This is a genomic window from Alphaproteobacteria bacterium (assembly GCA_016699305.1).
Classification (GTDB): domain Bacteria; phylum Pseudomonadota; class Alphaproteobacteria.
This window is the reverse complement of the sequence record CP064970.1, coordinates 1,694,823-1,717,788: the sequence shown is the minus strand read 5'-3', so window position 1 is coordinate 1,717,788 and position 22,966 is coordinate 1,694,823. Positions and strand designations below refer to the sequence as shown.

Annotated in this window: 19 protein-coding genes; 4 read left to right on the top strand and 15 right to left on the bottom strand. The window is 60.4% G+C overall.

Annotated features, from left to right (window positions below):
- Positions 1 to 276 precede the first annotated feature (276 nt).
- From IPI58_08190 to IPI58_08150, 9 genes are all read right to left on the bottom strand, one after another.
- Positions 277 to 1,212 carry an acetyl-CoA carboxylase carboxyltransferase subunit beta gene (locus IPI58_08190; GenBank protein ID QQR68806.1) on the bottom strand — a complete coding sequence of 312 codons (936 nt, stop codon included), beginning with the start codon at positions 1,210 to 1,212 and terminating at the stop codon, positions 277 to 279.
- A 414-nt stretch (positions 1,213 to 1,626) separates the two neighbouring features.
- Entirely contained in the window at positions 1,627 to 2,646 is a 1,020-nt protein-coding gene (locus IPI58_08185) for an aminoglycoside phosphotransferase family protein (GenBank protein ID QQR68805.1), read from the bottom strand.
- Between the two features lies 1 nt (position 2,647).
- The gene (locus tag IPI58_08180) at positions 2,648 to 3,415 is read right to left on the bottom strand and encodes a 2-C-methyl-D-erythritol 4-phosphate cytidylyltransferase (protein ID QQR68804.1); all 768 of its coding nucleotides are present in this window, start codon (positions 3,413 to 3,415) and stop codon (positions 2,648 to 2,650) included.
- A 40-nt stretch (positions 3,416 to 3,455) separates the two neighbouring features.
- Complete coding sequence (locus IPI58_08175) at positions 3,456 to 4,151, bottom strand: polymer-forming cytoskeletal protein (GenBank protein ID QQR68803.1); 696 nt, start codon at positions 4,149 to 4,151, stop codon at positions 3,456 to 3,458.
- A 133-nt stretch (positions 4,152 to 4,284) separates the two neighbouring features.
- Entirely contained in the window at positions 4,285 to 4,767 is a 483-nt protein-coding gene (locus IPI58_08170; protein ID QQR68802.1) for a DUF1284 domain-containing protein, read from the bottom strand.
- A 10-nt stretch (positions 4,768 to 4,777) separates the two neighbouring features.
- Positions 4,778 to 6,115 (bottom strand): tRNA uridine-5-carboxymethylaminomethyl(34) synthesis GTPase MnmE, encoded by a 1,338-nt coding sequence (mnmE, locus tag IPI58_08165; protein ID QQR68801.1) that lies wholly within the window; start codon positions 6,113 to 6,115, stop codon positions 4,778 to 4,780.
- Positions 6,116 to 6,133: 18 nt separating this feature from the next.
- Positions 6,134 to 6,916, bottom strand: a complete 783-nt coding sequence (gene pgeF / locus IPI58_08160; protein ID QQR68800.1) for a peptidoglycan editing factor PgeF — start codon at positions 6,914 to 6,916, stop codon at positions 6,134 to 6,136.
- Positions 6,913 to 7,989: an SAM-dependent methyltransferase gene (locus IPI58_08155; protein ID QQR68799.1), complete on the bottom strand. Its 1,077-nt coding sequence runs from the start codon at positions 7,987 to 7,989 to the stop codon at positions 6,913 to 6,915. Before IPI58_08155 ends, pgeF begins: the two co-directional genes overlap by 4 nt.
- Positions 7,970 to 8,761, bottom strand: coding sequence for a prolipoprotein diacylglyceryl transferase (locus IPI58_08150; GenBank protein ID QQR68798.1), 792 nt, complete (start codon positions 8,759 to 8,761; stop codon positions 7,970 to 7,972). The genes IPI58_08155 and IPI58_08150 overlap by 20 nt, the downstream gene beginning before the upstream one ends.
- A gap of 105 nt (positions 8,762 to 8,866) precedes the next feature.
- On the opposite strand from IPI58_08150, the gene IPI58_08145 reads away from it, so the two are divergent.
- On the top strand, positions 8,867 to 13,615 hold the full coding sequence (locus tag IPI58_08145) for an NAD-glutamate dehydrogenase (protein ID QQR68797.1): 4,749 nt from the start codon (positions 8,867 to 8,869) through the stop codon (positions 13,613 to 13,615).
- A gap of 170 nt (positions 13,616 to 13,785) precedes the next feature.
- Here the strand turns inward: IPI58_08145 and IPI58_08140 are convergent, their stop codons facing one another.
- The 3 genes from IPI58_08140 to ftsE all read right to left on the bottom strand — a co-directional run bounded on the left by IPI58_08140 (position 13,786) and on the right by ftsE (position 16,574).
- The gene (locus tag IPI58_08140) at positions 13,786 to 14,457 is read right to left on the bottom strand and encodes a hypothetical protein (GenBank protein QQR68796.1); all 672 of its coding nucleotides are present in this window, start codon (positions 14,455 to 14,457) and stop codon (positions 13,786 to 13,788) included.
- 273 nt (positions 14,458 to 14,730) lie between these two features.
- Complete coding sequence (gene rnd / locus IPI58_08135; GenBank protein QQR68795.1) at positions 14,731 to 15,897, bottom strand: ribonuclease D; 1,167 nt, start codon at positions 15,895 to 15,897, stop codon at positions 14,731 to 14,733.
- A complete protein-coding gene (gene ftsE / locus IPI58_08130; GenBank protein QQR68794.1) occupies positions 15,894 to 16,574 on the bottom strand; it encodes a cell division ATP-binding protein FtsE in 681 nt (226 codons plus the stop codon). Before ftsE ends, rnd begins: the two co-directional genes overlap by 4 nt.
- 149 nt (positions 16,575 to 16,723) lie before the next feature.
- Between ftsE and IPI58_08125 the strand changes: the two genes are divergently transcribed.
- Complete coding sequence (locus IPI58_08125; GenBank protein ID QQR68793.1) at positions 16,724 to 17,638, top strand: ATP-dependent Clp protease ATP-binding subunit; 915 nt, start codon at positions 16,724 to 16,726, stop codon at positions 17,636 to 17,638.
- Positions 17,639 to 17,645: 7 nt separating this feature from the next.
- Here the strand turns inward: IPI58_08125 and IPI58_08120 are convergent, their stop codons facing one another.
- Positions 17,646 to 20,090: a DUF4175 family protein gene (locus IPI58_08120; protein QQR68792.1), complete on the bottom strand. Its 2,445-nt coding sequence runs from the start codon at positions 20,088 to 20,090 to the stop codon at positions 17,646 to 17,648.
- 21 nt (positions 20,091 to 20,111) lie between these two features.
- Positions 20,112 to 20,306 carry a hypothetical protein gene (locus IPI58_08115; protein ID QQR68791.1) on the bottom strand — a complete coding sequence of 65 codons (195 nt, stop codon included), beginning with the start codon at positions 20,304 to 20,306 and terminating at the stop codon, positions 20,112 to 20,114.
- 64 nt (positions 20,307 to 20,370) lie between these two features.
- On the opposite strand from IPI58_08115, the gene IPI58_08110 reads away from it, so the two are divergent.
- Positions 20,371 to 20,946 (top strand): TlpA family protein disulfide reductase, encoded by a 576-nt coding sequence (locus IPI58_08110; GenBank protein QQR68790.1) that lies wholly within the window; start codon positions 20,371 to 20,373, stop codon positions 20,944 to 20,946.
- Between the two features lie 209 nt (positions 20,947 to 21,155).
- Entirely contained in the window at positions 21,156 to 21,833 is a 678-nt protein-coding gene (locus IPI58_08105; GenBank protein ID QQR68789.1) for a hypothetical protein, read from the top strand.
- 335 nt (positions 21,834 to 22,168) lie between these two features.
- Here IPI58_08105 and IPI58_08100 read toward each other — a convergent pair whose 3' ends face one another.
- Entirely contained in the window at positions 22,169 to 22,756 is a 588-nt protein-coding gene (locus IPI58_08100) for a hypothetical protein (protein ID QQR68788.1), read from the bottom strand.
- Positions 22,757 to 22,966 lie beyond the last annotated feature (210 nt).

Genomic DNA, 22,966 nt, shown 5'->3' with positions numbered 1-22,966 from the left:
TTCCCCACTCTGCCCATGTAATCCTTGATCGAAGATTAAATAGTGCGCGCTTCTTCATAAACCTGGAATATCTGCTCTTCACTAAAGCGCTTATTCGTGAACTTTTATAGAACAGGCTCTACGTTCTCACGGACCTAAAAATGGGGGGGAAGGCCATTGACTGGTCATAAATCCCTTTGCTGAGCATCCGTTTCCCGCAGACCGAACCGCCGCCGCTCCCAAGATTCATGCACCTTCCACAAGATACCTTTGTCGGATTCTTAGCCTATAGCGCCGTCAGCGCGCCGCGCGTTTGGCCGAGCCGTGAGCGTTTTTGCCGTTGCCGGGCAGCGGCAAAATGGCGGGCAAGTTACGACCGGATTTGCGTGAACGCAACAAAGAGAACAGATAACCCAGGCGCTGTTTTAGCTCGTGGCGCGGCACCACCATGTCGACCATGCCGTGTTCCAACAGATATTCGGCGCGCTGGAAACCCTGAGGCAAGGTCTCGCGGATCGTGCTTTCGATCACCCGCGCCCCGGCAAAACCGATCTGCGCGCCCGGCTCGCTGATATGAATATCGCCCAGCATGGCAAAAGAGGCGCTGACTCCGCCCGTCGTGGGGTCGGTGAACAGCACCACGACCGGTAAGCCGGCCTCTTTGACCATCTGCACGGCGATCACCGTGCGCGGCATCTGCATCAGCGATAAGGCGCCCTCTTGCATGCGCGCGCCGCCCGAGGCGGGAATAAGCAGCAAAGACATGCGATTGGCCACGGCCTTGCCGGCGGCGGTCAAGATGCCCTCGCCCACCGCCATGCCCATCGAGCCGCCCATAAAGCTGAAATCAAACGCCGCCACCACCACGCCCTGACCGTCGATCAGCCCTTGGGCCACCAAGATGGCGTCGTTGCGTCCTGTACGGGCGCGCGATTCCTTGATCCGGTCGATATAACGCTTTTGATCCCGGAAGCGCAGCGGATCGGCCGTCACCTGCGGAACGTCGATCAACGCATAACGGCCCTCGTCGAACAGCATCTGCAAACGCTGCAGGACCGGCAAACGCAGATGATGTCCGCAATGGCGACAAACCCGCGCATTGTCGGCCAGTTCGCGGTGAAACAGCATGGTGGCGCATCCGGGGCATTTCTCCCACAGATTATCGGGCACCTCGCGCTTGCTGACCAAAGCCTGAATACGCGGGCGCACCAAATTCGTCAACCAGTTGCTCATTCAAAACGACCTCTGTCCATGGTAGCTGGGCCAAGCTTTCATGTCCGGGGCCGAATTGTCAATCATGGCTTCAAAAGAACCAGGGAATACATGCTCGATATGCCTCTAATATGTTGAAGAGAAAATGAAACAAATACCGCCATCTAATTTTGGCGCAGAAACATATATGCGGAACAATATATCCTCTGCAGACGGAGGATTCCCATGCCTAGAAAAATTTTCGCACCTAATCTGCAGTCATTCCAATTCCATATTACCCGTAAGGAGCAAGTCGCGAGGGAATTGAGAGAAGGCTCTTCGTTTTTTCAGGACGGGGGTGAGGTAAGCCTATCCGGTGAGCGTGAAATGCTCGACCTTGGCCTCGTTACGCCCGTGGCGAATAGAGGACTCGTGTGAGGACCGAGGAATGGAGCGTTAGGAAACGCGCCATTCCTGCGCCCATCGCGCCACTTGGGCCTGGGCGGTGGCGCAAGCCATGTCCGAGGCCACGCGCGATGTATAACGCGCTGCATCCCAGCCAAAATACCGGTCTTCCACGGCATCGATCAGAAAGCGCGCCGTCAGCTCCCACGAGATGCGCGCCATGGCCCATAAGGCGGCATCTGGATATTGGGCGTCATAGCCCTGGGCACAGGCCAACACTGCATCGTGTTGAGCCACCGGATTGTCGGGACCTGCCGGACAGCATAAGGAACGCAGCATATCGCCCAGATCCGTTCCCGGATGGGCGGGCATGAAAGTGTCGAAATCCACCAGTGCATAGGGTAGATCGTCGCGGAAAACGATGTTGTTGACGCGCGGATCGCCATGGATCAGTTGCTTCTCCGCCGTCGGCCAGACACGATAGACATCATGCGCGTCGAGGGCTTGGCTCGCCAAATGCTCCCATTGAGTGCTGGGCGCGGCATAGGTCAACTCGGCCAGTCGAACCATATAGTGATCAAAATCGTGGAAATGCGGGATCACGCTGCGCGGCCACAAAGAGGGGTGCAAATCACGCGCTGCCCGGTGATAGACACGTAAAAACCGCCCCAATTCCCCCGCCGTGGCGGCGGATGGCGCGGGACAGCCGCTCTGCCCCTCGATAAAGGGATAGCAACGATAATAATGACCATGTCGACGCAGCCAGGGCAGGCCGTTGAACAGTCGATATTGCGGAGTCACCAGGCCCTTTTGTCCCAGCGCATTCGAAATCGAGGCAAAATCTTCGATGCGGTCAGGCGGGTAATCGACATGCAGGCGCTGGATCACCCATGATTGCCCGTCCACCGTGGCGCGCAGTGTGGCGTTGTACATGCCTTCGGTCAGCTCGACCACATCATAGAAGCGGCGCAAATCAGGGTCAGGCGCTTGGCCCGGAGAAAGCGAGTCGATCAGATGAACGAGAACGTCATTCGGCGCGTTTGGCGTCAAGGCACAAGCAGCCAAGCTCAATTTAGGCGGCTTTCATGCGTCGAGCCAGGCCCGACATCGCGCTATCGGTGGCGCGCACGCGCAGCAGCTCTTCAATCGCCACGGTGTCGGTTTGCTCGGTCAGCTTGATATTGACATGGGCAGGACGAATAAGGGCGCAAGCGACCCCGCCGCGCGTAGCCACCGCCAGATCATCCGAGGGCGAATCCTCGCCCGGGGTTAGGCCCTGCGTGGCCAAAGCGCGATGTGCGACCAAGATAACGCCCAGGGCAAAGCCCTGGGGCGTCTGCACGGCCCATGTCTCTTTACGGATGCGCTCGCCTTGCACCAGACCATCGGCACCCGCATGCTTCAGGGCATCGCTTTGCGGAAAGCCCAAGGCATAGCCCCGCGCGGAATCGCGCAGCAGCGCCGCATAGACTTGATGAATGTCCCGAGAGTGGATCAAGGGCCGCGCGGCATCGTGGATCATCACCACATCTTCGGGCGTCGCTCCGGCTTTGGCCAAAGCCTCAAGACCTCTGTGCACGGATTCTTGGCGCGTCGCGCCCCCGGACGTGGTCATGACATCGGCCAGACCTGCCGTTGCTTGGGCAAATGGCGCATCCTGGCCAGCGCCGATGGCAACCATGACCCCGGCGGTTTCCTCCAACGCCAAAAAAGCCTCGATCGACCAGCGGATCGTGGGTTTTCCAGCCAGATCGACATATTGCTTGGGGACCTGTCCGCCAAAACGTGTGCCCGTGCCACCGGCAACAATCAACGCCCACAGGCGCGGCTGAATACTCATCTCTCTCTCGATCCTCTTTTAAAAAAGAGGCCGTGCAAGGCTATTGGCCGACGGCCTCGTCATAATCTGGCGTGATGACCTCGCCTTCCAGGACACCGGGGGCGCCATCGACGCCTTCGTCCATCGCCTGACGCGCCGCTTCCTTATAGGCCTGCGCTGCCGTGCGGCTCATGACTTGGATTTGTCCGACCAACTGGCCACCCGCTTGCACCTCGATCTCGCCATAGCGGATCGTGCCGGTGACGCGGCCGGTGGAACGCACGCGCAATTTATGCCGCACGCTCAGCTCGCCTTCAAAAGTTCCGGCGATATCGGCGTCTTCGATCTCGACGCTGCCGCGAAAAACGCCCGATTGCGCCACTTCGATCAACTGGCCGTCGCGCAAGCGCGCCTCGACCGTGCCTTCGACGACCAGGGCGTCGCATGCGGAAATCTCACCCGCCAGGGTGATGCTGGGACCCACGATCAAGCGGCGCATATCCGCCGTCACCGCGCTGCCGGCGCGATCGGCCATGCCGCGTTGGCTCATCTGCTGGGTGGTCATCTCTAAACGCCGCGCTGCCTCGCGCAAATTGCGCGGACCTTGCACCGCCGTCGGCGCAGGAGCCACCATCGCCTCGGTCGTTCCCGGCTGACGCACGGCCACCGGAGCGCGCAACGAAGGCTGCCGCATTTGGGGCGTGGCGGGATTGGGTCGGCGCTGGAACATGCTTCCTCCGTCCTGGCGTGGCGGCATGGGAAAATCCTTTCGCAGGTGTAGATGATCTTGGTAGCACAAGCCCGGCCCGACCTCAAGCCTTCCTGTAAGAGATAGGGCACAAGAAAATCATTGTTATTGAGGCTTCAAGGGCGTTTCTCAGACAGCGCATCTATGAAATCGTCAGCGATGGGTATTTTGGGGGAAAAAGTTTGACGCTGCGATATCCCTCACGCGCCACGGCGGTGCATAGATCGAACCATTCGCAACCGGCGCATGCTTGGCGGATAGTCCCTGCGGCGAATTCTTGGCGTAGAATTCTGACATACTCTGGCGTTAAACGCAGTCTATACCCGGATTTTAGAGGGAGGCGCAAAAACGCGCTCAGTGTGGCCAGGGCCATGTCATCGCGGCGCGCCGCATCTCCCTCTAAACAATGCCTCGCGATATCCGCTGGGCAACTCGGATCACATTGCAGGACTTGGCATAAATCGTCTTTTGCCCCGTAAACAATTTCAATCTCTGTCGTACCCTCGCTGATTCCCTTCATCTTGTTTGAAAAAGAATCCGAGAAAACCTGCGTATATCCTTGACCGATATAGGTCAGCATACACAGCAAATGATGACCACGTAGTTTGATAGTGGGGCGTTCCAAAATCAGACCCCTATTTTCCGATACAGAATTCGCGGAACACAGCGTCCAGGATATCCTCGACATCGATGCGGCCTATCAGGCGTTCCAGGGCGCGGGCGGATAGGCGCAGGTCTTCGGCGGCCAGCTCGGCGGCGGGGGCGGATAATGAGCGGGTGAGGCCCTCGATGGCGTCTTGCAGGGCCAGGCGGTGCCTGTGGCGCGTCAGCACGGGCGATTCTTGGGCCAGGCCGGTCTCCGCCGCCTGTTTGATATGCGCCACGATGGCCGATGTCAGATCGTCCAGCCCCGCTCCGGTCACCGCCGACACATAATGCACATGCGGGCCGTGTAAGGGAGGATCGGGCGGGCCGATATCGCGCTTGGTCACGACGATCAAACCGTTCCCCGCCGTCAAAGGGGCCTCGGGGGCCAGGGGATCCATCAAGCGCAAGACCAGATCGGCGCGATCGGCATGATCCAGGGCGCGGCGCATGCCTTCTTGCTCGATGGCGTCGCCTTCGGCGCGAAGCCCCGCCGTATCGGTCAGAATGACGGGATAGCCGCCAAGGTCCAAAGGCACCTCGATGGCGTCGCGCGTGGTGCCCGGCACGGGCGAGACGATGGCCGCCTCTTTGCGGGACAAGGCGTTCAGCAGGCTAGACTTGCCCACATTGGGCGGCCCCAGCAACACCACCCGCGCGCCCTGGCGGATCAGCTGGCCGCGCGTGGTCCCCGATTTCAGATAAGCGGCCATGGAATCGCGCAAGGCGCCCACCGCCTGGGCCGGGAAGATCAGATCGGCCGCGTCGTCCTCGTCGGGAAAGTCCAATCCTGCCTCGACCTGGGCCAATAAGGCGATCACCTGGCGACGCCAGGATTCGACCAATTCCGATAATCCGCCTTCCATTTGTCGCAAGGCTTGGCGACGCTGAGCCTCAGTCTCGGCAGCAATCAGATCGGCCAGACCCTCGACCTCGGTCAAGTCCAGGCGGCCATGGTCAAAGGCGCGGCGGGTGAATTCTCCCGGCTCGGCAGGACGCAGACCGGGCATCGAGGATAATGCGCCAAATATCGCGGCCAGCACCGCCCGTCCACCATGCACATGCAGCTCGGCCACATCCTCGCCGGTAAAACTGTGCGGCGCGGGAAACCATAGGGCCAGTCCCTTATCCAAAATCGCGCCCGATGCGGGATCGGTGAAATCGGTCAGCACGGCGCGGCGCGGTTGCGGCACGGCACGACCAGCGCGCAAGGCGGATAGGCTTACCTGCGCGCACGGCCCCGATACGCGAATAACCGCCACTCCCGCCCGGCCCGGCGCGCTGGAGAGGGCATAGATCGTGTCGGGTCTGGGGTTCAAGGCGGACATGATCCCCTCTTTGGCGGCTTATTCCTCGCCCGTCAACATGATGGCCGAGATCTGGCGGCCACCTTCGCCTTCTCCGCGCTGGGCGGTGCGACGATAGCTGAAAAAGCGGGCGGGGTCGGCATAGGTGTCATGCGGCAGCACGCTGCCCGCCGCGATGCCGCAAGATTGCAGGCGTATAGACACATAGGCCGGAAGATCGAACAGAAAACTGCCAGGACGCTGCGAAGGGATGAAGAATCGATGGCAGACCTCGTCATGAGCCAGGAATTGGTCGCGGAAATCGCCGTTCACCTCGTAGGATGGCTGGCGAATGCACGGGCCCACGGCGGCATGGATCCAACCCCGGCGCGCGCCCATGCTTTCCATCACATCGATGGTCGCCTCGATCACACCGCCCAGCGCGCCGCGCCATCCGGCATGGACGGCAGCCACGACTCCCGAACCGGAATCGGCCATCAGCACCGGGGCGCAATCGGCGGTCAACACGCCCAGCATCAGCCCCGGCACGGCGGTTACCAAGGCATCAGCCTCGGGCTGCGCCTGTGCGCTGGACGAACGGTCTATGACGCATACGCGGGTAGAGTGGCATTGGCGCAAGGTGAACAGGTGGTTCACGCCCACATCAAACTGCCCCGCAACCAAGGCGCGGTTCTCGGCGACGGCGGCGGGCGAGTCTGAAAGAGCGGATGAGCAATTCAGCGAACGATACGGCCCATTACTCACTCCACCCTCGCGTGTGAAGAAGCCATGACGCACGCCGTGCAATGCGGCAAGATGAGGTTCCGTAAGCAATCCGATCATGGCTTTGTTGTGCAGAATGCATCGATTCGGGTCAAGTCGCTTGGCAGATAGGCCAAGGCCAGCATGTCGCCGCCCATCTCTCCCGCTTGCGAATCCGTGCCGCATAAGCGCCGCAAGGCATGATGGATGTCGCCTTGTACGCCTAAATTCGATAGGAGCTTTGCTTGTGTGAGCACCGCGCTGGTTTGCGCCCCGCTTCTTTGTCCAAGAGCCGTCAAAGCGGCAAAATCCACACCGGCGCTGATATCCGTTTGACCGGGCGCAGTTAACACATCGGCGTGTTCGCCGCGATGGATGGCGCGAAGGCTGGACGCACCCGATGGCCGTGTGTAGCCATAATCCACGATCAAGGCCGCCCCGCCTTTATGCGCGATGCGCGCGGCGATATCCAAGGCGATGGATTGGGCGGCGGGGCACAGCTCGACCACCCAGCCGATGGGGGCTTGGGCGCGGATATCCTCGGGCACCAGCAGGGCCAGGCGTGGATCGGCCGGTCCCAGAGCAAAGGATAAAGCGTCCGTCGTCGAGTCCACCGTCACCAGGCGTTCGCGCCATGCGCCATCCTCGCCGCGCAGGATTTGCCGAATGGGCAAGGCGTCAAAGAACTCATTGGCCACCAGCCACAAAGGACCGTCGGGCAAGTCTGCGCAGGTGTCGTGCCAGACGACATTGAATCCGGTCAAAGCTTGACGCTGCACATCGCGCAAGACGGGGCTGATCTCGACCAGATGGATATGCGCGGCCTTGACGAATCCCGGGACCATCGCCCGCGTCGCCGCCAGCATATCGGCCATCAGCCGACCGCGACCGGGGCCAAGCTCGGCCAAGATGAAAGGGGACGGACAGCCTTGCTCTTGCCACAGCCGGGCTAGGGCCAAACCGATGGCGGCACCAAACAACCCGCTCAGCTCGGGGGCGGTCACGAAATCGCGGCCTATGGGATTGGCGGCGCAGTAATAACCATATTCGGGATGCGACAAGGCCAAGCGCATGAACGCATCCAAACGAACCACGCCGCCTTGGTGCGCGATCCACCGCGCGAGCCAATCGGGGTCAGGCGCTGCGGGGGGCATGTCGGCGTCCCATCAGCCACAGCCCGACCACGATCATGGGGGCGGCCAAGACCTGCCCCATCGTGACCCCTCCCCACAGGAAACCGATTTGAACATCGGGTTCGCGGAAAAACTCCATCCCCGCGCGCGCCAGGGCATAACCCAGCAGAAAGACGCCCAGAAGCCGCCCGGGCTTCTCTTTGAATGACGGCAACCGCGCCAGCAGGTTCAGCAGGACGAACAATCCCACCCCCTCAAAGGCCGCTTCATAAAGTTGGCTAGGATGGCGCGGCAACGGCCCGCCATGGGGAAAGACCACACCCCAAGGAGCATCGGTGACCCGGCCATATAGCTCACCATTGACGAAGTTGGCGATGCGTCCCAAAAACAGGCCGATCGGCGCGGCGGCGGCCAGAGGGTCGCCAAAGGCCAACAGATTGATCTTGCGCGCACGGCAAAACCATATCGCCGCCACGACCACCCCCATCAATCCGCCATGAAACGACATGCCGCCGCGCCAGACCTGCAAAATCTCAGCCGGATGCGCCAGATATTGAGGCAGATTGTAGAACAAAACATAGCCCAAGCGTCCGCCCAGGATGACGCCGATCACCGCCCAGGTGAGGAAATCGTCATAATGGATAGGATCGATCCCCCATTTGGGAGCCAGAGCCCGGTACCACCGCCATGCCAGTAACATGCCCACCACATAGGACAAGGCATACCAACGCACGTCAATCGGCCCCAGCGAAAACGCCACGGGATCAATCGGAGGGAAGGCAAGGGACAGCATGGCAACCGGGGGTCCAAAAAAAGGGTTGAAGGGAAAGCCAGACCGGCAGTCTAGACTTGTTCCGGATTGACTTGCCACAAAGACGTGGCAGAGTGAAGCCCAGACATGAAAAAAATATCCTCATCTTCCCGCCCGTCATCATCTCGATCGGCACGCGCGGCACCCGGACTGGAAGCCGCGCTAACCCATGCTTTGCGTGAAGGCGACCTGCCCGGACAAGATATGGCCGCCGCCGCCCGTTCCCTATGTGAATTGGCGCGTTGTCGCGCGCCGGGCCAGGCTGCCTTGCGCGTTCTGGGCCCCGAATCCGCGACCCCGGCGGGAGCCGCGCGCACCGTCGTCGAGGCGGTGATCGAGGATATGCCCTTTGCGCTGGATTCCCTATTGAACGAGTTAACCCGCCAGAATCTACGTATCTTGGCTTTAGCTCATCCGGTTTTGTCGATTCGCCGCGACGAACGCGGCTGCGTGCTGACCTGGGGCGAGAAGGCCATGGGCGCGCCGCGCGAGTTCTTTTTGCATGTGCAGATTGACGGCATCCCCAGCGCACAAAGACGCGAGGAACTCTGCCGCGCCTTGAACGCCACGCTGGCTCATGTGCGCCGTGCCGTGCATGACTGGCCCCGCATGCGCGACCGCGTGCGCCAGATGGCCGGACATAGCTGCAGCCATCCCCAGCAGACCGAGGCTTGCGCGTTTTTAGAATGGCTGGATAAGGACCATTTCGTTTTCCTAGGTGCCTTGGATTATCGGCTGGAAACGCGGCGCGGCCACAAACGTCTTGTGCCGGTGACCGGTTCGGGCCTTGGCCTTTTGCAAGGCGAGGTCAGCTTGCCTTTATTCGAAGGCGCGGGTGGCGGCGCGCCAGCCGCATTGTTGGATATGGCCGATCGCGTCGAGCCGGTCTTGGTCACCAAGACCAGTTTGCGTTCGCCCGTGCATCGTCCGGTCTTTATGGACGCCATCTTTGTGCGCGATGCGACGGGCAAAGCCACCGAACGCCTGCTTGTGGGGTTGTTCTCGTCGCTGGCCTATCGCACCCCGGCGGGTGCCATTCCTTTGTTGCGCGGCAAAATCAGCGAGGCTTTGGCCCATGCCGCCAAAACGCCGGGACGGCACGAGAGGCACTCTCTGGCGCATATCCTGGACACCTATCCGCGCGACGAGCTGTTCGCCCTGAACACGGCAAATCTGGCTCAGCACGCCTTGCGCATCCTGCGCGCGCAAGAGCGCGGACGCTTGACCGTCTCGGTACGCGCGGACCCGTTCGGCTGCCATCTGACCTTTCTGATCCATGTCCCGCGCGAGAGATACGACACCCGTCTGCGTCGCCGGTTCCAAAACGTGCTGGAAGAAATGACCGGCGGGCAGATGGAAGGGTTTCACACCCATCTGGACGATGCCGGTTTGGCCCGTGTGCTGTTGCAGATGCGTTTGCCCGGCGGTTCCGGGCGGCGTCTGCCGTCGCGCGAGGTGATCGAAAAGGCGCTGGCCGAGCAGGCATCCTCATGGCACGACCGTTTGCGCGAGTCCTTGATCACCCAGCAAGGCGAAGCCTTGGGCATGGACGGCATGGCGACCTATGCGGGGGCCTTTGACGAGATTTACCGCGAGACCGTTCCGGCGGCGCGGGCGGCCAGCGATATCGCCTATCTGGCCCGTGTGCGGACGCATGGACGGCTTGAAATCAATCTTAGCCAGCCGCCCGGCTCGGGCCCGGCCATCGCGTTATGTCTGCAACTTTTCCATCGACAAAGCGCGCCCTTGCCCCTATCGGCGGTGCTGCCGACTATCGAGAATATGGGGCTTCGCGTCCAAGCCCAAGGCGGACCGTGGCGCGTAGGCCTGCCGGGCGAGGCGGCGTTGTGGGTACAGGATTTCCACACCCGCACCGAACAAGGTGGGCCGGTGGACCTTGCCGCCATCAAGCCGTTATTCGAAGACGCCTTGCATCAGGTCCTTGACGGGCGGATGGAGGATGACGGATTCAACCGTCTGGTGCTGGCCGCGCGTTTGACGGGGCGCGAGGTGACCTTGCTGCGCGCCTTGGCCCGCGCCATGCGGCAGATGCGCGCGCCCTATGCGCCCGAAACCGTGGCCTCGACACTTGTGGCCTGGCCCGCTTTGGCGCGTCTTTTGGTGGATTTATTCTTGGCCGGGCACGATCCGCGCCTTGGCCCTCAGGGCGATCCTGTTCGCGCGCAAGCATGCCGCAAAGAACTGGAAGAGCGCCTATCCAGCGTATTGAATCTGGACGAAGACACCATCATCCGACGCTTGGCCAATTTGATCGAATCCTGTCTGCGGACCAATTACTTCCAGACGGATGAAACGGGCGCGTTCAGGCCCTGCTTGGCGTTGAAATTCGATAGTCGCTCCATCACCGATCTGCCCGCGCCGCGTCCTTTGGTGGAAACCTTCGTGTACAGTCCGCGCCTTGAGGCCGTGCATCTGCGCGGCGGTAAAGTGGCGCGCGGGGGCATTCGTTGGTCGGACCGGCGCGAGGATTTCCGCACCGAGATTCTGGGCCTGATGAAGGCGCAGATGGTCAAGAACGCGGTGATCGTTCCGGTCGGCTCGAAAGGCGGGTTCGTGGTCAAACGCCCGCCCGCCCAAGGCGGCTTGGCCGAAGAAGGCGTGGCCTGTTACCGCCTGTTCATGGAATCGCTGCTGGACCTGACCGATACGCGCCGAGGCGGCAAGATCGTGCCGCCGCGCCAAACGGTGCGCCGCGATGGCGACGATCCCTATTTGGTGGTCGCGGCGGATAAGGGCACGGCAAGCTTTTCGGATATCGCCAATGAGATTTCCGTTCGGCGCGGATTCTGGCTGGGCGACGCCTTTGCCTCGGGCGGTTCTGCCGGGTACGACCACAAGGCCATGGGCATCACCGCGCGCGGGGCCTTTGTGGCCGTGCGCCGCCATTTCCGCGATATGGGCCACCATATCGACCGCGAAGGCATGACCTGCGTGGGCGTGGGCGATATGTCGGGCGACGTGTTCGGCAACGGCATGCTGCTGGTGCCTTCGACACGTCTGTTGGCCGCCTTCGATCATCGGCATATTTTCTTGGACCCCGATCCCGATCCGGTGGCGTCTTTTGCCGAACGTCAACGCTTATTCGCCCTGCCGCGCAGTTCCTGGGCCGATTACGACACCAAGCGCATCTCATCGGGCGGCGGGGTCTTCGCGCGTACCGCCAAATCGATCAACATATCGCCTGCCGTTCGTGCGCGTTTTGGCCTATCTGCCGAGAGGATGACTCCGGCCGAGCTGATCCGCGCCCTGCTGACCGCGCCGGTCGATCTGTTGTGGTTCGGGGGCATCGGCACCTTTATCAAGGACACCTCGGAAAGCCACACCCAAGCGGGGGATCGCGCCAATGACGGCATTCGCGTGGACGCCCAACAAGTCCGCGCCAAGGTGATCGGCGAGGGGGCCAATCTGGGCCTGACCCAATTCGCGCGTATCAGCTTTGCCCGCGCGGGGGGACGGATCAACACCGACGCCATCGACAATTCGGCGGGGGTGGATACTTCGGACCACGAGGTCAATCTGAAGATTCTGTTCAACGCCCAGATGGCCAAAGCCAAGCTGACCGAGGCCGCGCGTAACCGTCTATTGGCGCGCATGACCGACGAAGTGGCCGCCTTGGTTTTGCATGACAACAGCTTGCAAACCCAGGCCCTGACGGTGGCCGAGTCCATGGCGGGATCTTTGTTGCCGGTCCATGCGCGATGCATGCGTCTGTTGGAGCGGACCGGATTGCTGGACCGCGCCTTAGAAGGCTTGCCCGATGAGGAGGAGATCGCCCAGCGTCAAGCGCATGGCGAGGGCCTTGCACGTCCTGAACTGGCCGTGTTGTTGGCCTATGCCAAGATCGCGCTGTATACCAAGCTTTTGGCCAGCGACCTGCCCGACGATCCGGGGATGGAGGCCGATCTGCGGGGGTATTTCCCGCCTTCGATGCGCCAGGAATGGAAACCGGCCATCGGGCGTCATCAATTGCGCCGCGAGATCGCCGCCACCGTCGTCACCAACTGCCTGGTCAACCGATTGGGGCCGCATGCCGCCTTGATGTTGGCCGAGCGCACGGGCCGGAGCGAGGTGGATATCGCCCGCGCCTATATCCTGGCCCGCGACACATTGGAGATGCGCGCCATCTGGCAGGGCATCGAAGAGCTTGACGACCATATTCCCGCCGCCGCCCAGACGATGATGGTGCAAGAAACGATGCGCGGCGCGCAGGAAATGATCTTGTGCATCCTGGACGCCATGCCCGGCTCCATCGCTTTGACGGCCCAGCGCCGCCATCTGACCACGGCGATCCAGGCGCTTCGCGCCTTGCATGCCCCGCAAGCCGCCTTGGGGCCGTGGATCGAGGCGGGGGCCGGCGCGTCCTTGGCCGAATCCCTGGCCCTTTTAGACGCCCTGACCCGCGCGCCGGAAGTGGCCCAGCTTGCCCAATCCTGCGGGCGTCCCTTGGCACAGGTGGCCCAAGCGCATGCGGAATTTGGCCGCCTGTTGGATGTTCCGTTGCTGCGCCAAAGCGCCCGGCATCTGGCAACTCCTGTTGGCACACGTCCGGCCTGGGAACACGAGGCCGCCGCCGCCTTCGAACGCGATATCAGCGCCTTGCACCGCCATTTGGTCCAAAACTGGCTGACCCGGCAACCCAGAAAAGCTTCGGGTTCGGGATCGGCATCTTTGGCGCAAATACTGACCCATACGCCGTTATGGCCCAAATTAGAGGCTTTGTTGTCGGAATTACGGGCGAATCCCGCCCATTCTACCCTTCTGGCCCTGGTCATCCACACATGGCGCGAGATGATGCAGGGATTAGAAAAGGTCTGACTTCCCATTGATGCCGCTGACGATGTGCAGACGCAATGGAGGCGTCCTATTGACCGACAGGCCCCATCGACAGCATGGATCGAGATTTCCCAAAAGAAAAAAGCGCGACCCGATTAAGGGCCGCGCTCTTGCATCTGCCATGCAACGGGATCCGTGATCCCGATCAGGATTTAGAACCTTACATACCAGTCCAGCGCCGCGGGTTCGGGGCGCATGAACGCATCTATCGCCGTGGTTCCGGTGGGGCTTGTCGGGATGATATTCACGTTTATCTTCTTGCCGTCCGAGCGTCTGGCCGCGGTGCCGAGATAAACCTGGCCATCGTTCTTCGTAACGGCACCAGCGTAGACATTGCCAGCTACACGGTAAGTGCCCATGCAGACTCCCACGCCCGCGCTCCATCCGAATGCATCGCAACCATGCACTCCACCTGCGCTTGCCCCCGGATCACCGGATTTTACATCGGCCCCGTCACGAGCATAGGAGATAAGCTGCGCATAGCTGCCGAATGTGGGCCTACCACTTCCATCATGCGAATAGACAAGATGCCACCTGCCATCCCTGATGCAGGCATCCATGCTTTCATGGTTTTTGGCCTGCCAGTCCTGACAACTCAGAGAATACGCAGGATTCTTAGCCTGCGAGCTCATAGATTTCCATTCCTGAACGTTTGAGGGCGCTGATTTCCCCGTCAGGAGGCAGGCGATAATGCTTTGACGATCCTCAGACATCATGGTCGTCCCGATTCTCTCGGCAGCGCAGGGCTGCCCAGGCATCTCCGCATGAGCGAAGACAGGCACCAAGAAAGCCAAGAGAAGTCCTAGGACTGGAAACGTGCGCATATCCTCACTCCTTAGTTGGTAAGGGAACAACCGATCCAGATGATATTGAGCACACTTTCTTAAGAAATTGTCAATAAGCCCAACAAGATGCGTGCGGACAGGGGTATCTGCAAGCCACGATCTTCCCTTCTGAGTTGTCCACACTTACACAAAACATACCTACACATACGGGAAGGCAATCCGTCATTTGCCCTTCACGCTTGTTCTGAAAACGAGAATCTTTTCTAAACCGCAGCAATCGACGCCCCTTTTCACCCTTTGTCGGAGCGGCACCTAGGGCCGTGTCGCCAATGTCTTGACCCGTCCGCCTTCAATGGCCAGGGCCAGATCGCCGCGACGCAGTGCCAAAGCTTGTTCGCCGAATATCTGGTGACGCCAGCCGTGCAAGACGGGGGTTTGAGCCTTTTCGCCATCCATGGCGATCATATCCAGGTCATGGGCCGAGGCGACCAGGCGGCTGGCCACGCCTTCCTCTTCGCTGACCATGCGCAACAACACGCGCAGCAATTCCACCGTCGCGGCGGCGCGTTCCGACACGCCGTGGCGCGCGCTGCCCTCAAGGGCCGGGGGCCAATCCGCTGACGGGCGCGCCAAGGCGCGGCGCACGGCGTCGAGCAAGGCCGTGCCATGTTTCCCTTCGGCAAATCCCGCACTGACGCCGCGCGTGCGGGACAAAGCCTCGACGCTATCGGGGGCATGATGGGCGATTTCAAGCAAGGATTCGTCGCGCAATACGCGCCCGCGCGGGATATCGACGCGCTGAGCCTCCTCTTCCCGCCAGGCGGCCAGCTCTTGCAAGACGGCGCGGAATTTGCCGTCGCCGCCGCGCACCTTCAGGCGTTGCCAGGATTCGCGGGGGTTGTTTTGATACGTCGCGGGCTGTGTCAGCACCGCCAATTCCTCAACCAACCATGATTCCCGCCCCGTCTGGTCCAAATGGCGGCGCATATATTCATAAACCACGCGCAAATGCGTGACGTCCGACAACGCATAGATCACCTGCCGCTCGGTCAGGGGACGCTGCGCCCAATCGGTGAATCGGCTGGCCTTGTCCAAACGCGCATCCGCCAGGCGAGAGGCCAAGGCCTCGTAACTGACTTGCTCGCCAAACCCGCACACCATCGCCGCGACCTGGGTGTCGAACAAGGGCGCGGGAATCCGGCCCGTCAGGTGATAGAAAATCTCGACATCCTGCCGCGCAGCATGAAAAACCTTAAGAATCGATGGATCGTCCATCACCGCGAAAAGCGGTGCCAGATCGATCCCCGCAGCCAACGGATCCACCGCCACCGCCCCGTTCGGACCGCCCAGCTGCACCAGGCATAATTTGGGCCAATAGGTGCGGTCGCGCATGAATTCGGTATCGACGGTGACATATTCGGTGCCGGCCAAGGAGCGGCAAAAGGCCGCCAGTTCGTCCGTGGTGGTCAAGATGGTCATGAAGCGGCCTTTTCAGCGTCATCCAACAGGCCTAAACGCCCGGCTTCCAGACGGAAGCACGGCTTGGCCATGCGGCGGATCAGGCTGCGGTTGTGGGTGGCCACAATGATCGTGGTGCCCAATTTGTTGATCTCTGTCAGCAGATGCATCAGCTTCATGGCGCTTTCGTCATCGACATTGCCCGTCGGCTCGTCGGCCAATAACAGGCTGGGACGCGCCACCACGGCGCGGGCGATGGCGGCTTGTTGCTGTTGCCCGCCCGACAACTCGCGCGGATGCGAACCGATATGCGCCCCCAGCCCCACCCAGCGCAACAATTCGCTGACATGACTGCGCACCTCGGCCTCGGTGCCGCCCGCCAAACGCAAGGGCAGGGCCACATTGTCCAGAACGCTCAGATGGTCCAACAAGCGGCAATCTTGGAACACGATACCGATACGCCGACGCAAGGAAGGAAGCTCGGCCCGTTTGATTTTAGTGATATCCTGGCCAAGCAGAACGATCCGTCCGCGCGTTGGGCGCAATCCCAAATACATCAGCCTCAACAAGGTGGACTTACCCGCGCCGCTGGGTCCCGTCAGGAAATGGAACGAGCCTGGCTCGATCTCAAAACTGACATCGCGCAGCACATCGGGCGGCAAGCCATAGCGCAAACTGACATTTTCAAAGCGAATCATCGTCCGGGGCATCGTCGTCAGGAAGTTTCGGCCTTATTGAGGCCTCATCCGCGCCCAATCGTCAACCTTGACGTCAGAAGGCTTGCTCCATGCCCCTGGTCTGGCAGAGACTAGGCCAGGTGATTCCAACGCGACAAGGCGAGTGGCTCATGGCGAATTATGTGGTCTCTGACGATCTTCTGGAAGACTTGATCTTCCGCTTTACCCGCGACATCACCGCCATGGTGCGCAAAGGTAAGTTCGACCCCATTATCGGGCGCGAGGAAGAGATCAATCATCTTGAGCTGATCCTGCTACAGCGTCTGCGCAAGAATGCCATGCTGATCGGCCCGGCAGGCGTGGGTAAGTCGGCTTTATTCGTGGGTTTGGCGCACAAGATCGTAAGCGATAATGTCCCGCGCCTTCTTAAGGACGCCCGCGTGCTGGAACTGGACCTGACCAGCATGGCCGCCGGAGCCAAAGAGCGTTCTGAATTCGAAGGCCGCCTGATTCCCTTCATCCGTGGCATCGCCGAGCGCAACGATGCGCACGAAATGCCGCCCATCATCATCTGTATCGATGAATTCCACACCATCATGCCCACCTGCAAGGCCAGCAGCGCGGCGGGAATCGTGGACATCATGAAATCCTATTTAACCATGGGAAATCTGTATGTCGTGGGCACCACGACCCGCAACGAGTATCAAGACTATGTGACTCCCGATCAGGCTGTTGTCCGTCGCTTTCAGTTGATCGAGTTGGAGCAACCCAATCAGCAGGAAACTTTGGTCATCTTGCAAGGCATCCGCGACAATTTTATCAAGCATTACAACATCGCCATTCCCGATGATGTGTGCCGCAAGATCGTTTGGCTGACCGCGCATTTCATGCGCCATCGGACCTTTCCGGACAAGGCCATCCTGACCCTAGACGCCGCCTGCGCGCGCGCCATCCAGGCCGGCATCAAGGATGGCGATACCCTGCCCTCCCGCATGGTGGTCGAGGCCGTGGCGGCAGAAATTAACTTGAACCCCGACGCCGTCGAGGAAAAAGCCGCTGAAATCTTGCCCTTGGGATCCAATTGATTGGGCGTCAAAACGGGCTGAGCAGACGGTTCAGATAGTCGCGTTCTTCAGGCGCGCGCGCAGGATCGCTGGCGCGGCGGCGCAGTTCTTCGATCCAGGGGCGCAAACGATGCACCGCCGAGCTATCGGGAATGCGTCCCGCTCCATCGGACCCAGCGCCCAGCCCATGGCGCAAACGGCCCAAAGGATCGCGTCCACCGCCCATTTGATTGGGATCGCGTTGCTGACCGCCATTTTCCGTCGCCGAAGCCTGGGTGCGCAGGTGGTCAAGTCCCTCGCGCAGAGCCTGGACCGCGACGCCCTGGGCCGCTTGCGCCCCGGCCGCGTCCTGATCGGTCAACAGATCGCCCGCAGCCTTCATAGCGCGTTCGGCCTGCCCCAGGGAATCCGGCACGCTTGAATCCTTGCCGACATCGCGCATCACTTGGGCCAACACATCTCCAAGGCGACCGCGTAGGGACTCTTGTTCCCGCGCCAATTCGCCGCGCGCAATGCGGTCATGATTTTTCATATCCGCACCTGAATGCGCCGCGCGTAAGGCGGAATCCGTGCGACGATTCAGATCGTCCTGGTCTTGGACCAGTTTACCCAGCTCGGGCACCCAGCGCGGCAAAGGACGGGATGCGGATGCATCAGACGAGGGCTCGCCCAAGCTTAATTGATCCAGCATCTGCCGCAATTCCTGCAAACGCCGCATCGCTCCGTCATGATCGCCTGAGCGCGCGCGCAGCCACGCATCGGTCAGCATGGAAGACAACTGTTGAGGCGTGATAACGGCGGCGGCGGGAGGAAGGGTGTCGGCAGGCAAAGCCCCACGCGCCGCCCATTCGGCGGCCATGACGCGAAGATGTTCGCCAAGAGCCTGTTCCAGTTCTTCAAAGGCGCGTTGCATCGCCTGAATATCTTGCGGGTTGTCCAAGGCGCGTTGCAAAGCCTCTTGCGCCGCGCCCAAACGCTGGCGGCTTTGACCAGACGCGCCTTCCTCCAAGCGTACCGCCACCGGCCACAAGATCCCCGCTGCCTGGACCAAGGCCCGAGGCGTGCGATTCAGCCATAACCGCATGCCCGCCGCGCGCAGTGCCAAGCCGATGGCCTTGTCGCGTCCATAGCGTTCGGGCTGTGTGGACAATCCCACCAAGGCATTGGCCGCCATGGCGCGTTCGGATTCCCCCTTGGTCAACAGGCGCGCGCGCAAGCTGGCCAAGGCCTGAGCCAAAGGATGGTTGAAGACGCGCTCGGGCAAGGTAATTTCGGCGGGCAGGCTTTCGCCCACCAGCCCCGCTGTGTTGGTGGCACGCAAGACAACACGCACCTTGCGTCCGGCCAGCGTGGTGCCTGTTAGATCGTGAAACGCGCCAATGCTTTGATCGCCGCCATGGAGGGTCGGGGGCCGGGGCAAATCCAAGGTCACGGCAGGTCGATTCACATCGCCCTCCACATCCGACACCACGGCTTGAATCTGCGCCAGTCCCCAGCGATCCGAGACCTTGGCTTCGATCTGCATGCTCAAGCTGGGGGTGATCTGAGGCGGCGTGATCCAAGAAATCACGGGCGGGGTCTTGGCCATGATCTGCAAGGACCATTGTCCCAGAACACGTGCGCCTTGATTCAATTGCGCCGTCCCCGATTCCAAGACCGGCAACCGCAAACGATAGCCCTGATCGGGCGCGCCAGGCATGGGCAGAAAACCGCCACCGGGCATGTCCAGACTGGGTCGCGCGCCATGATCAGCCAGCACGCTGACATCCAAGGTGGAATCCGCAGGGGCGACCAGCACGCCGCGTTGGTCCGGCCTTAGGACGATGGGCGATAGGCCGCTGTAACCGGGCGGCACCAATTGAGCCTGAAGCTGGGCCGAGGCAACCCCCAATTCGCGCGGAATCACCATATCGCGCAAACGCTGCGGCCATTGCCCCCATGCGGCCATGGCCGCCACCAACAATACCAAGGCCAAGCCATGGCGCAGGCCGCGCGGATCAGCCTGACGTAAAATTCGGCCCAGATGCGGTCCGCGCAGATGCAGCGTACCGATACGCTCGCGCGCGATGTTTTGATGCCGCTCCCACACCACGTCCAAACCCGGCGCGGATGATGCCGGACGATCATGCAAAGTTTCAAGCGGACGATGCGACAACGCGCTGTCGCGTTGCAGACGACGCAAGGCCTGGCGCGGCCCAGGCCAGCGCCAGCCTTCCAAATCACGCAGCAGGATCGCGCCCGATAGCGCCAGAATCAGGAATTGCGCCATCCCCAAGGACCAAGGAGACAAGGTCGCGCCAAGGCCCAACCACCCCGCCGTGACCACAAGGACCCACAGCGCCCCCAGCCTTACCAATCGCGGCGCAAGGGATTCGATCCCCACCACGACCCGCGCCACCATCAACCAACGCCGCGCGCGGATGGAGCGCGTAGGGGCCAAATCGGAAGAGCGTGGGCGAGGTGTGGGCATCATGCGCAGATATCGATCCAGAGGTTACGGGCGGGGCATGGATTCGGGCGCGGGATAGCCGCGCCCTTGCGGCGCGCCCTCGGGCCAATCCACATGGGAGGGCTTTTTGCCGCAGGCAGCTCCCGCGCCCAAAGCCAGAACCAGCAAAGCCAACGCCATACCCCGCCGCGCACGGCGCGACGATAGGCATAAGCGGGACAACAGGGACATCGGACTCATGATTCGACCCCTTAGGGATGTGACATAGGCAAAAGCCCCTCATTTAGGGCTATAAGATTAGAACATGAAGAGTCTCTTACTATTGTCAACCTTTCAGGCAAGACCAAGGCGTGGGCGCGCCGCCTTTTTGCTGCCGGTGCTGATGAGCCTGGCCGCCTGGCCCGCCCTGGCTGGTCCCTTCCCCTTACCGATGCCGGACTGGCAAACCGAGGAATCCGCAACATCTTTTTCCCTGTCTTGCCAACAGGACTCCGGGCAATTCCTGACTCTTCCGGCCCCGACCGTCCCACCCACCGCTCTTATGATCAATTACTGGGCCAGTTGGTGCCTGCCTTGCCTGTATGAATTGCCCGAACTGGCGCGGCTTCAAGAGCGATTGGCCACAAGCGGCGTTTCGGTGCGCGTGATGGCCGTTTCGTCGGACACAGAGCCAGCAAAAATGAGCGCGGCCCTGGCCGCCGTCGGACGACACCCCGAATCCTGTCGCCTAACCCGGCCTGACCAAGCGCCCTCGCCTTTGCCGCAAACCCTGTTGATCGCCCCCGATGGCCGCATCCTGGCGCGCCAAACCGGCAGCGCCCAATGGGACAGCCCACAGGCCATGGCTGAGATTTTACAGCACCTAAACTCAAAGCGTTGATTCCCCTGTTCGCCGCCAAGAAGGAATGTAAGGGGGTTTGCAGTGGACAACCCGATTCTCGCGGAATAACCTCATGAATCGAAATCATCTCCGGTTGCTACAGAAGCATGATGTGTGCACTGAAATCGCCTCCCCCCCCCCCGCGCTGGGCATCGGCGTCTGAACATGGCCTTCAGTTAGGCATTGCCATTGGCCCGATCCTGTACATCGTGGCGATTCTGGCTGTCCTAACCGCTGCCATTTCGGCGGCGTCGGGTGAGTTTAATGGCGATATCTCTGCCGTCAAAGCCAAGGCCCAAGCAACGGCCATTCTTGGATATGCCCATGAAGTAAAACTCGGCGTGGAAAGAGTGCTAGGGAAAGGCTGCACAGACGCGCAAATCAGCTTTGAAAACCGTTTTAGCGACGGGATGACCGATGGGCTGCACCGCGATATAAACTCGAATGCGCCATCTGATAAATCTTGCCATGTTTTTGATATAAATGGCGGTGGGATTGTGTGGAAAGAACCACCGAAAGGTGCGAATATTATTTCCGGGGCGGGGGCCGTGTGGTGGGTTTCAGATTTTGTTCCATATATTATTGGCGGATACGCAGCAATTCCAAATCTTGGAACTAGCGACAATGAATTGGTTTTATATCTTCCAATATCTGATGAAAAGCTTTGTGTTCAAATAAATAAACTTATTGGTGTTAGTATGTACGATACACAAGGGATGTATGGTTCGGATTACACAGTTGATTATTTTCGAGGAATATACAGTCCATTCTCATATGCAGGGTACACACCGGGTGTAATGAGTAGTTGTGTTCACTATATTGGGCCATGGTTCCCTTCTCCATTGGGTATATCTTATTATTTTTATTACGTTTTAAAGGTTAATTAGTGTCAATTAGACTTCACCATCTTTTGACTTTTCCGTTTTAACGGGGCGTGGATGGCCTGAAATGGTCTGGATGCTCCTTTGGACTAGCATTTTTCCCTACAGGCCATCCCTGCCCATCCTATGGGGCTGTTTGCGGTGCCAATATGTTCACCCGTGATAGACCTCAAAGACGATTTTTTCAAAAGCCCTTTGCTTTCACCATAATCCTGATGATACAGAGCTTGTTATGAAATCGTATCTAATAATAGCCCCGCCTAAGAAAGAAGGGGCGGCCATGGATAAGGCCGCCCCCCCCTTCAAACATCAGCGCCTAAGCGCCCAGGCCTATAGGATCATCAATCCTGGCTGGCTGTGGTTGTCGGGCTTTGGTTGGTGCCCGGACGCGCGGCTTCTTGCTGCGCCAACAGCACCTGCTGTTGCAAGGGACCGGGCGGTTGGTTGTTGTCTTGCTGAGCCAGAGCCACAAAATCCGCTGCCGCCCCCAGAACCTGGGCATACAAAGCCGGGGAGGCCGCCGCGATATTAGGCAAAGAGGCCATAGAGCTTAGAGCCGCCAGGATCTGCGCACCCACAGTGGGGTTGGCCCCCGACATGGTCGCCGCAGAATTCGCTAGAGAGGCAATAAGAGCCGCCGCCTGCGCTGCCGCAGGACCCGTCAGACTGCTTGCATAGGCATTAGCCAGAATAATCGCCTTTAAGGCTGCATCAGGCTTGGTGGCCATCTGTTCAGCGGCAGACTGCAACAAAGCCAGAGCGGCTTCCCCCTGCGATGAGGGATTGGCACCGACATAGCTTTCAACCGCTGCGTAATCGCCCGACGCCGCGCCTTCACTGATCGCCTGCGCCAAAGTATCCGCCGCTTGGACCGGTCCGGCAGCCAAGGCCATGATCAATCCAATAACGGCGATCCATTTGTTTTGCATGTACTCTCTCCCTGCAATTAGGCCCCCTCAATCAGGGGGTTTCGTGGATTGGCAGCCCATGATGACGGGGCTAACTTCGCCTGCTGTCATTCCATAAACGGTTTTCAGCCCGTTTGTCAAACTCCAACACCATAATGTTTTAGCATCGCATCTATTCTCCTTGTATGGATTTACGCGAAATATCGTGTTAGTATGGACGCAATCTTTAGG

Coding starts and splice junctions, on each gene's coding strand:
- IPI58_08125 (QQR68793.1), top strand. CDS start 16,724: ATGGCGAATTATGTGGTCTCTGACGATCTTCTGGAAGACTTGATCTTC.
- IPI58_08180 (QQR68804.1), bottom strand. CDS start 3,415: ATGAGTATTCAGCCGCGCCTGTGGGCGTTGATTGTTGCCGGTGGCACG.
- IPI58_08155 (QQR68799.1), bottom strand. CDS start 7,989: ATGCCCCCCGCAGCGCCTGACCCCGATTGGCTCGCGCGGTGGATCGCG.
- rnd (QQR68795.1), bottom strand. CDS start 15,897: ATGACCATCTTGACCACCACGGACGAACTGGCGGCCTTTTGCCGCTCC.
- IPI58_08115 (QQR68791.1), bottom strand. CDS start 20,306: ATGAGTCCGATGTCCCTGTTGTCCCGCTTATGCCTATCGTCGCGCCGT.
- pgeF (QQR68800.1), bottom strand. CDS start 6,916: ATGATCGGATTGCTTACGGAACCTCATCTTGCCGCATTGCACGGCGTG.
- IPI58_08150 (QQR68798.1), bottom strand. CDS start 8,761: ATGCTGTCCCTTGCCTTCCCTCCGATTGATCCCGTGGCGTTTTCGCTG.
- IPI58_08140 (QQR68796.1), bottom strand. CDS start 14,457: ATGCGCACGTTTCCAGTCCTAGGACTTCTCTTGGCTTTCTTGGTGCCT.
- IPI58_08145 (QQR68797.1), top strand. CDS start 8,867: ATGAAAAAAATATCCTCATCTTCCCGCCCGTCATCATCTCGATCGGCA.
- IPI58_08175 (QQR68803.1), bottom strand. CDS start 4,151: ATGCCGCCACGCCAGGACGGAGGAAGCATGTTCCAGCGCCGACCCAAT.
- mnmE (QQR68801.1), bottom strand. CDS start 6,115: ATGTCCGCCTTGAACCCCAGACCCGACACGATCTATGCCCTCTCCAGC.
- IPI58_08120 (QQR68792.1), bottom strand. CDS start 20,090: ATGATGCCCACACCTCGCCCACGCTCTTCCGATTTGGCCCCTACGCGC.
- IPI58_08100 (QQR68788.1), bottom strand. CDS start 22,756: ATGCAAAACAAATGGATCGCCGTTATTGGATTGATCATGGCCTTGGCT.
- IPI58_08110 (QQR68790.1), top strand. CDS start 20,371: ATGAAGAGTCTCTTACTATTGTCAACCTTTCAGGCAAGACCAAGGCGT.
- ftsE (QQR68794.1), bottom strand. CDS start 16,574: ATGATTCGCTTTGAAAATGTCAGTTTGCGCTATGGCTTGCCGCCCGAT.
- IPI58_08190 (QQR68806.1), bottom strand. CDS start 1,212: ATGAGCAACTGGTTGACGAATTTGGTGCGCCCGCGTATTCAGGCTTTG.